Origin of the sequence: Demequina phytophila (assembly GCF_000971135.1) — a bacterium.
GTDB classification, from domain to species: Bacteria; Actinomycetota; Actinomycetes; order Actinomycetales; family Demequinaceae; genus Demequina; species Demequina phytophila.
In genome coordinates this window covers 64,153-77,176 of sequence record NZ_BBLW01000002.1, presented here as the reverse complement: position 1 = coordinate 77,176, position 13,024 = coordinate 64,153, and the positions used below count along the sequence as shown (strand labels likewise).

At 73.4% G+C, this 13,024-nt stretch carries 14 protein-coding genes; 4 read left to right on the top strand and 10 right to left on the bottom strand.

Features of this window, described 5'->3' with window-relative positions:
* Positions 1-7 precede the first annotated feature (7 nt).
* The 4 genes from cydB to AOM01_RS03065 are packed head-to-tail and all read left to right on the top strand — an operon-like array spanning position 8 to position 5,893.
* Positions 8-1,045, top strand: a complete 1,038-nt coding sequence (gene cydB / locus AOM01_RS03080) for a cytochrome d ubiquinol oxidase subunit II (protein WP_062288836.1) — start codon at positions 8-10, stop codon at positions 1,043-1,045.
* Positions 1,046-2,638 (top strand): ABC transporter ATP-binding protein/permease, encoded by a 1,593-nt coding sequence (locus tag AOM01_RS03075; RefSeq protein ID WP_062288834.1) that lies wholly within the window; start codon positions 1,046-1,048, stop codon positions 2,636-2,638.
* A complete protein-coding gene (cydC, locus tag AOM01_RS03070) occupies positions 2,635-4,281 on the top strand; it encodes a thiol reductant ABC exporter subunit CydC (RefSeq protein WP_228374198.1) in 1,647 nt (548 codons plus the stop codon). The genes AOM01_RS03075 and cydC overlap by 4 nt, the downstream gene beginning before the upstream one ends.
* Before the next feature lie 19 nt (positions 4,282-4,300).
* Positions 4,301-5,893, top strand: coding sequence for a sensor histidine kinase (locus tag AOM01_RS03065; protein ID WP_062288831.1), 1,593 nt, complete (start codon positions 4,301-4,303; stop codon positions 5,891-5,893).
* A 146-nt stretch (positions 5,894-6,039) separates the two neighbouring features.
* Here the strand turns inward: AOM01_RS03065 and AOM01_RS03060 are convergent, their stop codons facing one another.
* The 10 genes from AOM01_RS03060 to AOM01_RS03015 all read right to left on the bottom strand — a co-directional run bounded on the left by AOM01_RS03060 (position 6,040) and on the right by AOM01_RS03015 (position 12,927).
* A complete protein-coding gene (locus AOM01_RS03060) occupies positions 6,040-6,657 on the bottom strand; it encodes a response regulator (protein WP_062288828.1) in 618 nt (205 codons plus the stop codon).
* Between the two features lie 70 nt (positions 6,658-6,727).
* The gene (gene mutM, locus AOM01_RS03055) at positions 6,728-7,657 is read right to left on the bottom strand and encodes a bifunctional DNA-formamidopyrimidine glycosylase/DNA-(apurinic or apyrimidinic site) lyase (RefSeq protein WP_062288825.1); all 930 of its coding nucleotides are present in this window, start codon (positions 7,655-7,657) and stop codon (positions 6,728-6,730) included.
* Positions 7,658-7,687: 30 nt separating this feature from the next.
* On the bottom strand, positions 7,688-8,383 hold the full coding sequence (gene rnc, locus AOM01_RS03050; protein ID WP_062288822.1) for a ribonuclease III: 696 nt from the start codon (positions 8,381-8,383) through the stop codon (positions 7,688-7,690).
* A 31-nt stretch (positions 8,384-8,414) separates the two neighbouring features.
* Positions 8,415-8,609, bottom strand: coding sequence for a 50S ribosomal protein L32 (gene rpmF, locus AOM01_RS03045; RefSeq protein ID WP_062288819.1), 195 nt, complete (start codon positions 8,607-8,609; stop codon positions 8,415-8,417).
* A gap of 2 nt (positions 8,610-8,611) precedes the next feature.
* Positions 8,612-9,112, bottom strand: a complete 501-nt coding sequence (locus AOM01_RS03040; protein WP_228374197.1) for a YceD family protein — start codon at positions 9,110-9,112, stop codon at positions 8,612-8,614.
* Between the two features lie 226 nt (positions 9,113-9,338).
* A complete protein-coding gene (coaD, locus tag AOM01_RS03035; protein WP_062288816.1) occupies positions 9,339-9,824 on the bottom strand; it encodes a pantetheine-phosphate adenylyltransferase in 486 nt (161 codons plus the stop codon).
* Positions 9,821-10,414, bottom strand: a complete 594-nt coding sequence (rsmD, locus tag AOM01_RS03030) for a 16S rRNA (guanine(966)-N(2))-methyltransferase RsmD (protein WP_062288813.1) — start codon at positions 10,412-10,414, stop codon at positions 9,821-9,823. Before rsmD ends, coaD begins: the two co-directional genes overlap by 4 nt.
* A 67-nt stretch (positions 10,415-10,481) precedes the next feature.
* Positions 10,482-11,726, bottom strand: coding sequence for an AGE family epimerase/isomerase (locus tag AOM01_RS03025; RefSeq protein WP_062288811.1), 1,245 nt, complete (start codon positions 11,724-11,726; stop codon positions 10,482-10,484).
* 68 nt (positions 11,727-11,794) lie between these two features.
* Complete coding sequence (locus tag AOM01_RS14325; protein WP_062288808.1) at positions 11,795-12,322, bottom strand: YpsA SLOG family protein; 528 nt, start codon at positions 12,320-12,322, stop codon at positions 11,795-11,797.
* Positions 12,319-12,927 (bottom strand): TetR/AcrR family transcriptional regulator, encoded by a 609-nt coding sequence (locus AOM01_RS03015; protein WP_062288806.1) that lies wholly within the window; start codon positions 12,925-12,927, stop codon positions 12,319-12,321. Before AOM01_RS03015 ends, AOM01_RS14325 begins: the two co-directional genes overlap by 4 nt.
* Positions 12,928-13,024: the final 97 nt, after the last annotated feature.

Below are 13,024 nucleotides of genomic sequence, written 5' to 3'. Positions count from 1 at the left end.
CCCGCTCATGGAACTCGCAGATTTCTGGTTCATCCTCATCGCGGTCCTGTGGACCGGCTACCTGGTGCTCGAGGGCTTCGACTTCGGCGTCGGCATGCTCATGCCCATCATCGGCCGCTCCAACAAGGGCCGTCGCGTGGTGCTCAACACGATCGGCCCCGTGTGGGACGGCAACGAGGTGTGGCTGCTGACCGCCGGCGGCGCCACGTTCGCGGCGTTCCCCGAGTGGTACGCCACCATGTTCTCCGGCTTCTACCTGCCGCTGCTGCTCATCCTGGTCGCGCTGATCGTCCGCGCGGTCGCGATCGAGTACCGCGGCAAGATCAACGACCAGACCTGGCGCACGCGCTGGGACTACGTGATCATCGGCTCCGCCTGGGTGCCGTCGATCCTGTGGGGCGTCGCATTCGCGAACCTGGTGCGCGGCGTCAACCTCGACGCCGACCACCAGTACGTGGGGAACTTCTTCGACCTGCTCAGCCCGTTCGCCCTGCTGGGCGGCCTGGTGACCCTCGCGATCTTCCTGTCGCACGGCGCGATCTTCCTGTCGCTCAAGACCGACGGCGAGATCCGCGAGCGCGCCGAGGCGTTCGCCCGCAAGGCGTCCGTCGCGGCGATCGTGGTCGCCGGCGTGTGGGCCGTGTGGGCGCAGCTCGCCTACTCGCGCAACACCTGGACCTGGGGCGCCGTGGTGCTCGCCGCCGTCGCGCTCGTGGGCGCGTGGCTCGCGACCGTCAAGGGCCGCTTCGGGTTCGCGTTCGTCGCCAACGCCGTCGCGATCGTCGGCGCGGTGGTGCTGATCTTCGGCTCGATGTACCCGAACGTGATGCCCGCGATCGACCCGGCCAACTCCCTCACGGTCGACAACGCCTCCTCGACGGACTACACGCTCACGGTGATGACCTGGGTGGCGGTCGTGATGACGCCGATCGTGCTGCTCTACCAGGCGTGGACCTACTGGGTGTTCCGCAAGCGCCTGTCGATGGAGCACATCCCCGAGCACAGCGAGCTGACCTTCTTCCCCAAGAGGAAGACGAACGCCTAGATGAAGCCCCTCGATCCGCGGCTCGTCCGCCGGATCGGCCCGGCCCGCCGCCACATCCTCGTGACGGCGGGCCTGGGCTTTGTCACGGCCCTGCTCATCCTGGTGCAGGCCCTCGTCATCGCCCGGCTCCTCGCGCCGATCCTGTCCCCCGTCCCGCTCGCCGACGACGGCCTGCACTGGTGGGGCCTCATCGTCCCGGAAGGCGCCCGCACCCTCGCGACCGGCCTCGCCATCCTGGGCGCCGTGGTCGCCGCCCGCGCCGGCGTCGCCTGGCTCCAGGAGCGGCTCGCGCACCGCGCGGGCGTCCAGGTGATCTCCCAGCTGCGCGAGATGGTGGTCGAGCACGTCGCCACCCGCGGCCCGCGCTGGTCCGCCGGCGGCCGCACCGCAGAGGTCGCGACGCTCGTGACGCGCGGCCTCGACGACCTGCTCCCCTACTTCGTGCGCTACCTGCCCCAGCTCGCCCTCGCGGTCACCGTGACGCCCGTGATGATCGTGGTGGTGCTCGGGCTGGACTGGCTGTCCGCGGTGATCGTGGTCGCGACGCTGCCGCTCGTGCCGGTGTTCATGGTCCTCGTCGGGCTGGTCACGCAGGAGCGCTCCGCGGCGCACCTCGCGGCGATACAGCGGCTGGGAGCCCGCACGCTGGACCTCATCGAGGGACTGCCGACCCTCAAGGCGCTGGGCCGCGAGCGCGGTCCCGCCGCGCGCGTGCGCGAGCTCGGCGACGCGCAGCGTCGCGCCACCATGGGCTCCCTGCGCGTCGCGTTCCTGTCGGGCATGGTGCTCGAGCTGCTCACCACGCTCGCGGTCGCGATCGTCGCCGTCACCATGGGCTTCCGCCTCATCGACGGGAACATCGGCATCGAGACCGCGCTCGCGGTGCTGGTGCTCGCGCCCGAGGTGTACCTGCCGATCCGCAACGTCGGCACCCACTTCCACGCCTCGGCGGACGGCCTCGCCGCGGCGGACGCTGCGTTCTCGCTGCTGGATGAGGAGGACCGGGCCCGTTCGCGCGCGTCGCTGGGCCCCGCGCCGGACGCGCGCGGCCGCGTCCTCACCGTCGAGGCTCTCGCCGTCGCGACCCCCGACGGCACCCGTCTCGCACCCGGCGCGCTCACCTTCACCGCCGCGCCCGGCGCGATCACGGCGCTGCGCGGCCCCAACGGCGAGGGCAAGTCCACCGCGCTGCTCGCCCTCACCGGGCTGCTCGCGCCCGACGCGGGCACCGTCGCCGTGGGCGACGTCACCGTGCAGCGGGACGATGCCACGGCGGAGGAGTCCTCCTGGCTCGCCCAGGTCGCGTGGGTGCCTCAGCGTCCGGACCTCGGGCCCGAGGGGCGCACGCTGTCTCTCGGGCAGCGTCAGCGACGCGCGCTGGCGCGCGCGTTCGAGTCCGGCCGCCCCGTGGTGCTGCTCGACGAGCCGACCTCGCACCTCGACCGCGCGTCCCGCGCCGAGGTGATCGCAGGGATGCGCGCGCTCGCCGACGCCGGCGCCACCGTGGTGGTCGCCACCCACGAGGACGAGGTGCTCGCCGCAGCCGACGCCGTGGTCGAGGTCACCGCGACGCGCCTCGAGGTGGCCTCGTGAGCGGGCGCCGCCGGTCCGACCCGGCGCTGCTGCGCGAGGCGATCCGCGACACGGGCGTGAGCCGCTGGGCGATCGTGCGGGCCGTGCTCGCCGGCACGATGGCGCTCGGGTCCGCCGTGGGGCTGTCCGCGGTCGCCGCGTGGCTCATCGCGAAGGCCGCGCAGATGCCCTCCCCCGCGGACGTCGCGCTCGCCGCGACCATCGTGCGGTTCTTCGGCGTCTCGCGCGGGCTGTTCCGCTACCTCGAACGGCTCGCGTCGCACGACGCGGCGCTGCGCGGCGTGGTGACCCTGCGCGAGCGGGCCTACGACCGGCTGGCGAGCTCGGGCGCGCGCACCGTCCTCGGGCTGCGGCGCGGCGACATCGTCGCCCGCATGGGAGCAGACCTCGACGCGATCGGCGACGCGGTGGTGCGCGCGATCGTGCCGCTCGGCGTCGCGGCGACCGTGTCCGCGATCTCGATCGCGATCGTCGCCGCCCTCCTGCCGATCGCCGGGATCGCGCTGGCGGCGTGCCTCATCCTGGCCGGTGTCGTGCCCGCGCTCCTCACCGCACGGTCCGCGCGCATCGCGGCCGATGCCGGCTCGCGCGCCCACGTCGAGGTGACGGCGGCGTCGCTGTCCGCGATGGACGGCGCGACCGAGCATCGCGTGTGGGGCACGGGCGCAGAGGCGGCGGCCGCCCTGCGGACCGCGGATCGCGATGCCGAGCAGGCGCACGAGCTCGCCGCCCGCCCTGCCGCGTGGGCGGCCGGCTTCCAGGCGCTCTTCTCGGGCGTGGCGCTGGTGGCGCTGGTGGCGCTGGGCGTGCTCGCGGTGCGGAACGGGGACCTCGACGGCCCCGGCGCCGCCGTGGTGGCGCTGCTGCCGCTCGCCGCGTTCGAGGCCGTCGGCGCCGTCCCGGCCGCCGTGATGCAGTACTTCCGGTCCGCCGCCGCGGCGCGCCGCCTCGCCGAGCTCGCGGACCGGGAGGCCGCCGACCCGGCGCCGGCCGTGCGCAAGGTGCCCGCCGCATCGTCCCTTGCGCTCGACGCGCTCAGCGTCGCGTGGCCCGGGATGGAGCCCACGCGGCCCGTCACGGCCGCTGTGGGACCTGGTCACGTGCTCGCCGTGGTCGGCCGGTCCGGCGTGGGCAAGACCACGCTGCTCACCACCGTCGCGGGCGCCCTGCCGCCGGCGTCGGGCGCGGTGACGGTCGACGGCGTGCCCGCCTCGCCGGCCCACACGGGCACCACGGTCGCGATGACGGCTGAGGACGCGCACGTGTTCGGCACCACCGTCCTCGAGAACCTCCGCGTCGCGCGCGGCGACGTCACCGAGGAGCAGGCGTGGGACGCGCTCGGCGTGGTCGGCCTCGACGCCTGGGTGCGAGGGCTGCCCGCAGGCCTGCATACCGAGCTGGGGACCGGCGGGCGCTCCGTCTCGGGCGGCGAGCGGCGCCGCCTGCTGCTCGCCCGCGCCGGCCTGGCTCCCGCCCCGGTGATACTGATCGACGAGCCGGCGGAGCACCTGGACGACGCGGGGGCGGACGCGCTCCGCGCCCTGGTGTCACGGATGCGGGCGGAGGGCCGTACGGTTGTCCTCGTCACCCACGATCTGACCCTCCTCGACCTGGCGGATGCGGTGGTGAGCCTCGATGACTGAACCCCGGAAGGAGGCGCGCTTGTCCGACGCCATGACGGACGCGATCGTCTCGCTCAACCTCGAGCTGGACCTCGCGCACACGTTGGACCGCTTCCTCACGGCGCTCATCGAGCAGACCGGCGCGAAATACGCCGCGATCAACGTGCTCGACGACGAGGGCATCAGCGTCGACTTCCACTACAAGGGGATGGCCGAGGGCGTGTGGGCGCACATCAAGCGCGCACCCAACGCCGTGGGCGTGCTCGGGCAGATCCCCGACGAGGGCACCCTGGTGCTCGCAAACCTCACCAAGCACCCCGCGTTCCAGGGCATGCCCAAGCACCACCCGCCCATGGGATCGTTCCTCGGCACCGCGCTCAAGGTGCGTGGCAGCGTGTTCGGCTACCTGTACCTCGCGAGCAAGCCGGGCGAGTTCACGGCGGAGGACGAGGCGGCCGTCGAGGTGCTCGCCGCCGCGGCATCCGTGGCGATCGACAACGCGCAGCTGTACGAGAAGGCGCTGGCGCGCGAGCGCTGGCTCACCGCGTCGCAGGACATCACCACGGCGCTGCTGGCGGACCCGGGCGACGAGGAGGTGTTCGAGACCATCGTCGCGTCCGCGAAGGACCTGGCCGGCGCCGTCAACGTCGCGCTGGTCCTGCCCGGCGTCGACGGCACGTGGACCATGGAGATCACGGCTGGCCCGCAGTCGGGCGAGCTCCTGGGTCTCGAGCTTCCGCCCGAGGGCCGCGCCATCGAGGTCATCGAGTCCGGCATGGGCGTCATCTCCTCGGAGCCGCCGGGCAACACGGTGCTCGACGTGGTGCGCAGCTTCGGGCCCACCCTCTACGCGCCGCTCAGCGCCGAGCACCGTCCCGTGGGACTGCTCATGCTGTGGCGCGACCGCGGGATGGCGTCCTTCACCGCCGAGGATCTGGAGATCGCGCAGCGGTTCGCGACGCAGGCGGCGATGGCGCTGTCCGTCGCGGAGCTGTCGCATGTGAAGAGCAAGACCACGCTGCTCGAGGAACGGCAGCGCCTCGCCGACGACCTCCACGACTTCGTGTCCCAGGAGCTGTTCGCCACCGCGATGCAGATCGAGGCGATCACCCACGACGTGGAGCCGCGCCTCGCCGCGCGCCTCACGCGCACCCTCGATCACGTCAAGCGCGCGCAGCACGAGGTGCGTGGCGTGATGAGCTCGCTCGCCGGGCAGCGCACGGCCGAGCCCATCTCCGAGCGGATCCGGCGCGAGATGGTGATGGCCACCGACTCGATGGGTTTCGCCCCGCGCGCGCAGGTCGACTGGGGCGAGGTGTCGCACGCGATCGGCGGGGAGCCGTCGTTGTCCGACGACCTCGTGGCGGTGGTGCGCGAGATGCTGTCCAACGTCGCCCGTCACGCGCAGGCGACGAGCGTGTACATGGAGATCTCCGGCGCCGGCGGGCGGCTTGCCGTCACCGTCGTCGACGATGGGATCGGCCCCGGCGGCGCCACCAACCGCCACTCGGGTACCTCGAACCTGGCCAACCGGGCGCTGCGCCGCAACGGCACCTTCACGCTCGCGCCGTCACGGCCCGGATCGAGCCGGCCCGGGACCGTCGCCGAGTGGAACGTCGAGGCGGCGGGCTAACCTCCGGCTCGCTCCGTCCCCGACCAGTCCCCACACGACGACCGCGCTGGGACCGCTCCCGCCGTGCCACTCGCGCTGCAAACCGCGGGTAGAAGTGCCGCACTTGCAGATCCCGTGTGGAACCTGGTCGCGCGCGAGCCAGCCGCTCAGCCGCGGAAGCTGTGGGCGCGCTTGGCGGTCGCCCACGCGACCACCTGGGTGCGGCGCTGGAGACCCATCTTCGCGAGCACGCTGGTGACGTGGTTCTTCACCGTCTTCTCCGCGATGCCCAGCTTCTCCGCGATCTCGCGGTTCGCGAGCCCGGCGCCCACGTGGTCGAGCACGCGGCGCTCCATGGGGGTGAGGCGCGCGATGACGTCGTCCTCGTGGACCGAGATGTGCTGGCCGTGCTCGCGGCCGGATGCGGCGTCGCGCACGGCCTGGAGCACCTCGGTCGAGCCGGCCGTCTTGGCGAGGAACACGTCCGCGCCGGCGTTGCGGGCGGCCGCGCGGGCCTCGTCGTCGTCGTAGCTGGTGAGCACCACCACGCGCGTGTCGGGCAGCTTGCCGCGCACGTGGTTGATCACGTCGAGGCCGGTGCCGTCCGGCAGGCGCAGGTCCGACAGGATCACCTGGGGCCGCACCGCCTCCGCGCGACGCACGGCCTGCGCGACCGTCGAGGCCTCCGCGACGACGGCGATGCCGTCCGCGCGCTCGAGGATGTCGCAGATGCCACGGCGGACGACCTCGTGGTCGTCGAGGACCAGCACGGTGATGTCAGACATAAGGGTGATGCTACCGCGGTCCCAGGACCCGGGACCCGCGGGACGCGCGGGCGGCGCGACCCGCACCGCGTCAGCGCGCCGGGGAGGACGCGCGCGGCGCCCAGCGTCGCTGACAGCGCGCGCACCAGTGTGTGGATCGCCCTCCCACGCTGGCCCGCGAGAGGGGCGCGCCGCAGCGCGCGCACGGCTCCCCCGCGCGGCCGTACGCCTCGAGGGAGCGGGAGAAGTAGCCGGACTCGCCGTTCACGTTGACGTACAGCGCGTCGAATGACGTGCCGCCCTGGTCGAGCGCGCGGCCCATCACGTCGCGCGTCGCGTCCAGCAGCGCGCGCGCGGACGATGCGCTGAGGGCCCGGGCGGGACGCTCCGGGTGGACGCGTGCGCGCCAGAGCGCCTCGTCCGCATAGATGTTGCCGATGCCGCTCACCACGGTCTGGTCGAGCAGCACCTGCTTGATGCCGCGCGTCCCGCGCCGGAGCGCCCTCACCGCCGCGGCCTCGTCCAACGCGGGATCGAGGGCGTCCCTGCCGATGTGGGCGACCGAGGCCGGCAGCAGCGCGAGCGGGGTGCCCTCCCCGCCGGGACCGCCGTCGCGCGTGGGCACGAGCGGCTCGACGTGCAGGTACCCGAACGTGCGCTGGTCGAGGAAGTCGAGGGTGAGCGCGGGCTCGGACAGGGTGAGGCGCGCGCGGCAGTGCCGGTGCGGCTCGGGCGCGTCGACGTGGACGCGGAACTGGCCCGACATGCCCAGGTGAGCCGAGAGCGCGAGGAGGGGGGCATCGTCCCCCGGCGCAGGGGCGAGCTCCGCCCAGAGGAACTTGCCGCGCCTCACGAGACGCGACAGCGAGAGGCCGGTGACCTCGGCGGCGAACTCCGCGGGGCCGCCCGGCAGCAGGCGCACGCACGAGTCGCGGCGAATGTCGACGGAATCGATGCGCCCGCCCGTCACCAGGGACGCGAGGCCGCGACGGACCGTCTCGACCTCGGGGAGCTCGGGCACCGGGATGCTCTCGCGGCCGCGAGCGGCGCGTCAGGCCGCGGTCACGGCGGCGTAGGCCTCCGCGGCGGCGTCCTGCTCGGCGTGCTTCTTCGCGGTGCCGGTGCCGGAGCCCTTGGGCTCACCGGCGATGAGCACGGTCGCGGTGAAGAGGCGGGCGTGGTCGGGGCCCTCGCCCGTGACCTCGTAGACGGGGCTGCCGAGGCCGCGCTCCGCACAGGCCTCCTGCAGCGAGGTCTTCCAGTCGAGAGCGACGCCGGACGTGGCGGCGGCGGCGAGGCTGGGCCCCACGAGCCGCAGGATCACGTCACGCGCGGTGTCGATGCCGTGCGTGAGGTAGACGGCGCCGAGGATCGCCTCGAAGGCGTCGCACAGGATCGAGTCCTTGTCGTTGCCGCCGGTGGCGCGCTCGCCCTTGCCGAGCAGGATGCACGGGCCCAGGCCGATCTCGCGGGCCACCACGGCGAGCGCCCGCTGCGACACGCAGGCGGCCCGCATCTTCGCGAGCTCGCCCTCGGGCAGGTCGGGGTGCGCGTGGTAGAGGCGGTCCGTGACGACGATGCCGAGCACGGAGTCGCCCAGGAACTCCAGGCGCTCGTTCGTGGGGAGGCCGCCGGCCTCGTACGCGAACGAACGGTGGGTGAGCGCGAGCACCAGCAGGTCGGGGTCCACGTGGACACCCAACCTGCTGGTCAGGGCGTCAGCTGCCTGCTGCCCTGGGATGCTCATGCTCGTCGGTCACGCCGGGAGGCGTGGTGCCTCAACCAGCGTGCTCGGTGCGCAGCGCCTCGACGTACTGACGCCCGTTGTAGGCGCCGCACGACGGGCATGCGGTGTGCTGCAGCTTGTCGGCCTTGCACTGGGGGCACGTCGAAAGGTCGGCAGCGGTCGTCTTCCACTGCGAGCGACGTGCACGCGTGTTGCTGCGCGACATCTTGCGCTTGGGAACAGCCACGGCTAACTCTCTTTCTCGTCGGTCAAACTTTGCAGTGCGGCCCACCTCGGGTCCAGCACCTCGTGCGCATGGTCCGGGTCGTCCGCGAGCCGCGCGCCACACTGGTCGCACAGCCCCGGGCAGTCCGGGCTGCACAGCGGCGTGAACGGGAGGTCTGTCACCACCGCGTCCCTCACCACCTCTTCGAGCTCCAGGTTCTCACCGTCGAACTCGAACACGTCCTCCGAGGTCTCGTCCTCGCCGGCGGTACGCGAGTCGGGGTACTCGAACAGTCCATGGACCGGCGCGGCGATCTCCCGTCGCACCTCGTCCAGACACCGTCCGCACTCCCCGATCGCCGTCCCGTTGACGGTTCCGGAGACCCAGATGCCCTCCTGCACGGATTCGAGGCTCAGGTCGAGCCGCACCTCCGCGCCTTCGGGCACTGCGATCAGATCGGTGCCGAGGACCGCGGGGGCCGGGAAGACCTCGGAGACGAGTCGCTGCGCGCCTGGGCGCCGCACGATGTCTCGAACAGAGAAGGTGTACGGCGAGGGTGCAGGGCGTGAAGTGTGAGCCACACGCGCCTCCTGGTCGTTCCGGTCCGCGGGGACCTCGGCCTCGCCTGTCGGCAGGGCCAGCCCACAACTGTACGCGATGCGGGCGGTTTCGGCCAACTCATCGGGAGGGCCGGGGTGTCATCCTCTCACGCGCGCGGGACGGGCGGCCCGGAGCCCGCCCGGCGCCCGGTCAGCCGCGCTCGGCCGCGAGCGCGGCCGACACCGCGTCGACCACGCCGTCCGGTACGTATCGCCCGATGGCGCCGCCGTGCCGCGCCACGTCCCTCACCAGGGACGATGCGACATGGCTGAGGGCGTTGTCGCCCGTGATGAACACCGTCTCGATGCCGGTGAGCGAACGGTTCATCAGCGCCATCGGCCGCTCGTAGTCGTAGTCTGCGCCGCCACGCAGGCCCTTGACGATCACCCCCGCGCCGATCCCCTTGCAGAAGTCGACCAGCAGGCCCTCGACCGGCACCACCTCGACGCCCTCGAGCGGCTCGACCGCCCGGCGGGCGAGCGCGACCCGGGTCTCGAGGTCCAGGAGCGGCGTCTTGGTGGAGTTGTGGGCGACGGCGAGGACGACCCTCGAGAACATCGACCGCGCGCGCGTGGCGATGTCGACGTGGCCCCACGTCACCGGGTCGAAGGTTCCGGGGAAGACTGCGGTGGTCATGCGTCGACGCTACCGCCGTCCGTACCGCCGTCCAATTCGGGTGCGGCGGCGCGCGCGTAGTGGATGGCGGTCTCGCCGTAGGCCTTCGAAGCGACCGCGTCGAGGCTCTCGGGCCAGGGCGCGTCGCCCGCGCGCGTCGACCACTCGAGCACGACGAGGCCTGCCGGTACCAGCCGCGCGGCGGCCGCCATGAGGACCTGCGCGAGCTCGGCGCGCGGGATGTCGTACGGCGGGTCCAGCAGGATCACATCCCACGCCTCGCCCTCGCGGGCGAGGAACGGGCGCACACGCTCCTTCACCACGGTGACGCTGGACCCTGCCGCCAGGTCACGCGCGTTGGAGCGCAGGACCGCCGTGGCACGCGCGTCGGCCTCGACGAGCGTCGCGTGAGCCGCTCCCCTGCTCACGGCCTCGAAGCCCAGCGCCCCGGAGCCGGCGAACAGGTCCAGGACTCGCGCGCCGCGCAGGTGGTCGCCGTGGTCGAGCCGGCTGAACACCGCCTCGCGCACGCGATCGGTGGTGGGGCGGGTGCCGCGCGGCGGCACCGCGAGGCGACGGCCGCCCCAGCGGCCCGCGATGATCCTGGTCACATCCCCAGCCTAGGGGGACGATGCGCGGGCCCCGCGGCCGCCCCGGCGAGGGCGGCCGCGGCGCGCGTCAGGACTCGATCCGGCGCAGCACCTCGAGGCATGCGCGGGCGTTGTGGTACGGGCACTTCCACGGCCCCATCTTGAGGTCCCCCGTCCCGCCGGTGAGGGGACGGTTGCTCGCGTCGAGCCGCGCGAACCACTCGCCGTTGCGGTGGTCCTTGACGTGGGTCTCGATGAAGTCCCACGCACGGATCGCGGCGCGGCGGTCCTCGGCGCGCCCTCCCAGCTGGAAGGCGTTGAGCCAGCCGACCACGCCCTCGGCCTGGGGCCACCAGTGCCGGTCGCGGTCCGTGGGCCCGGCGTGCGTGCCCGCGTACAGGACCGCGCCGTCGGGATCCACACCCTCGTGCCTGACCGCCTCGGCCAGCGCCAGCGACGCCTCGCGGGCGCGCCACTCGAGGTCGGCATCCTCGACGCCGTGGGCCGCGAGCGCCTCCCACGCGTCCCACAGCAGCCACGAGGTCTCGATGTCGTGGCCGTAGGACACGCCGTCGGAGCTGGGCTCCCAGGTCTCGTCGAAGTACAGCGCACAATGCGCGAACGGCGCCTCGCGGACGATGCACTCGAGCGTGGTGCGCAGCAGCGTCTCGAGGGACTCCCGCACGGTGAGGTCGGCGGAGGCGCGCAGCAGCTCCGTGAGGCCCTCGAGCACGTGGAGGTTGGTGTTCATCGACTTGGGCACGTCGGGGTCGAGCTCCGACAGCGCGAGCCGGGCCGTGGGCGACCAGTCGCGCGCGAGCGCCTCGACGTAGCCTCCGTACTCGAGGTCGCGCGCGGTCGCGTCGAGCACCCCGGCGAGCCAGAGGGCACGGTCGAGCGCGTCCTCGTCCCCGGTCGCGCGGGCCCAGGCGGACAGCCCGTACACGGTGAAGGCCTGCGCGTAGACCTGCTTGCGGTCGTCGAGCACGACGCCGTCGGCTGCGAGCGACCAGTACACGCCGCCGTGCTGGGTGTCCCACATCGGGCCGGTGAGCAGGTCGAGGGCGCGACGCGCGGTGGCGAGGTGCCGCTCGCGCTGCTCGGGCAGGGCCTGCGCGGACGCGGAGAAGGTCCACAGGATCCGCGCGGCGAGCACGGCGTGGCGCGGCAGGTCGTCGAGATAGTCGAGATCGTCGCTGACGCCGCCCCGCAGGGTGCCGTCCGGCGCGAAGGCGTGCGCCTCCCAGAACGGCAGGATCCCTTGGGACAGCTCGCGCCCCGCGAGATCGCGGAGGGCGGACAGCTGACGATCGGCGCTGATGGCTTCCGTCATGCAGAAAACTGTAAACGCTCTCACGCGGGACCTCGGCACGGTGTGCCAGCCGTCGCATCGTCCCCCCGTCAGCGGGCGAAGGGGCCCAGCAGCGCGACCAGCAGCTCGCGCGCGGCGCCGCGGATCCCCGGCGCCTCGGACTCGCGGGGCCCCGCGACGTCGAGCGTGGGCGGCGTGCCCGTGACCTCCCCGAGAAGCCGCGCGAGCGTGTCGCGCGCCGCCTTCTCGCCCTCGAGCGGCCGCGACAGGGACATCGGCAGGATCGCGAGCGGGCGGCCGAGCCGCTCGGCCTCCCGGAGCGTCACCCCGGTACCCGGGGACGATGCCCCCTCGGCGACGATCACGAGCACGGCTCCCGCCTCGCGCACGTTGAGCGCGGTGCGCTCCGCCGGATCCGCGGAGGGCGTCTCCCTGAGCAGGGGGTACAGGCGGCGGACGCCCGGCGGTTCGGGCAGGTCCTCGGCCCACCCGCCGGCAGGGCACCAGCCTCCGTAGTCGAGGCCGAGCACGGCGGCCGCCTCGAGCGCGGCCCGGTCCACGCCGCTCTGGCCTCCGCAGACGATGCGGAGCCCGCGCGACACATCGAGGTGCCTCACCCGGCGGCCGCTTCCGTCGCCAGGTAACGGTCGATGGTGGGCGCGACCATCGCGACCACATGCTCGCGGTCGAGGGTGGCCAATGCGGGCACCTGGAGGATGTGCCGCATGACGGCGAGGCCGAGCAGCTGCGACGCGGCGAGCATCACGCCCGCGGACCCGGCTCCCCCGGGCGCGTGAACAGCCACGGACGCGAGCATCATGTCGCGCAGCGGGGGCATGGCCTCGGGGGACGTCAGCACGGTTCCCAGGATCGCACGGAGCACCGCGAGCGTCTCGGGGTCCTCCCACAGACGCAGGTAGGCGTCGGCCACGCGGCGGCCGAGGTCCGGCCCACCGCCCTCGAACGCGCCAACGAGGCGGGCGACCACGTCGGAGCCGTCCGCGACCGCGGCGGCGAAGAGCGACGCCTTGTCGCCGAAGAAGTGCCGGATCAGCGCGGGGTCGACGCCCGCGTCCGCCGCGATCGCGCGCAGCGAGGCACCGCGGAACCCGCGTGTGGAGAACGCGCGCAGCGCGGCGTCGAGGATCGCCTGCCGCGTCTCGCTCGGCCCGGGACGGCGCCCCGGCGAGCGGCGGGTCGTGCCGCGGTCGCGTGCCTCCATCGCGCCAGGCTACGCCCTCATTCCTCACTTGTGGAATTCTTGACGGGTGGAGTTGAATGGCAGGAGGCCCGCAGATCGCGGACCGCGCGACCATGGA

Excerpts from the sequence above, each read along its gene's own strand:
- cydB (WP_062288836.1), top strand. The coding sequence starts at position 8 with ATGGAACTCGCAGATTTCTGGTTCATCCTCATCGCGGTCCTGTGGACC.
- AOM01_RS03075 (WP_062288834.1), top strand. The coding sequence starts at position 1,046 with ATGAAGCCCCTCGATCCGCGGCTCGTCCGCCGGATCGGCCCGGCCCGC.
- AOM01_RS03060 (WP_062288828.1), bottom strand. The coding sequence starts at position 6,657 with ATGTCTGACATCACCGTGCTGGTCCTCGACGACCACGAGGTCGTCCGC.
- rnc (WP_062288822.1), bottom strand. The coding sequence starts at position 8,383 with ATGAGCATCCCAGGGCAGCAGGCAGCTGACGCCCTGACCAGCAGGTTG.
- coaD (WP_062288816.1), bottom strand. The coding sequence starts at position 9,824 with ATGACCACCGCAGTCTTCCCCGGAACCTTCGACCCGGTGACGTGGGGC.
- AOM01_RS03025 (WP_062288811.1), bottom strand. The coding sequence starts at position 11,726 with ATGACGGAAGCCATCAGCGCCGATCGTCAGCTGTCCGCCCTCCGCGAT.
- AOM01_RS03015 (WP_062288806.1), bottom strand. The coding sequence starts at position 12,927 with ATGGAGGCACGCGACCGCGGCACGACCCGCCGCTCGCCGGGGCGCCGT.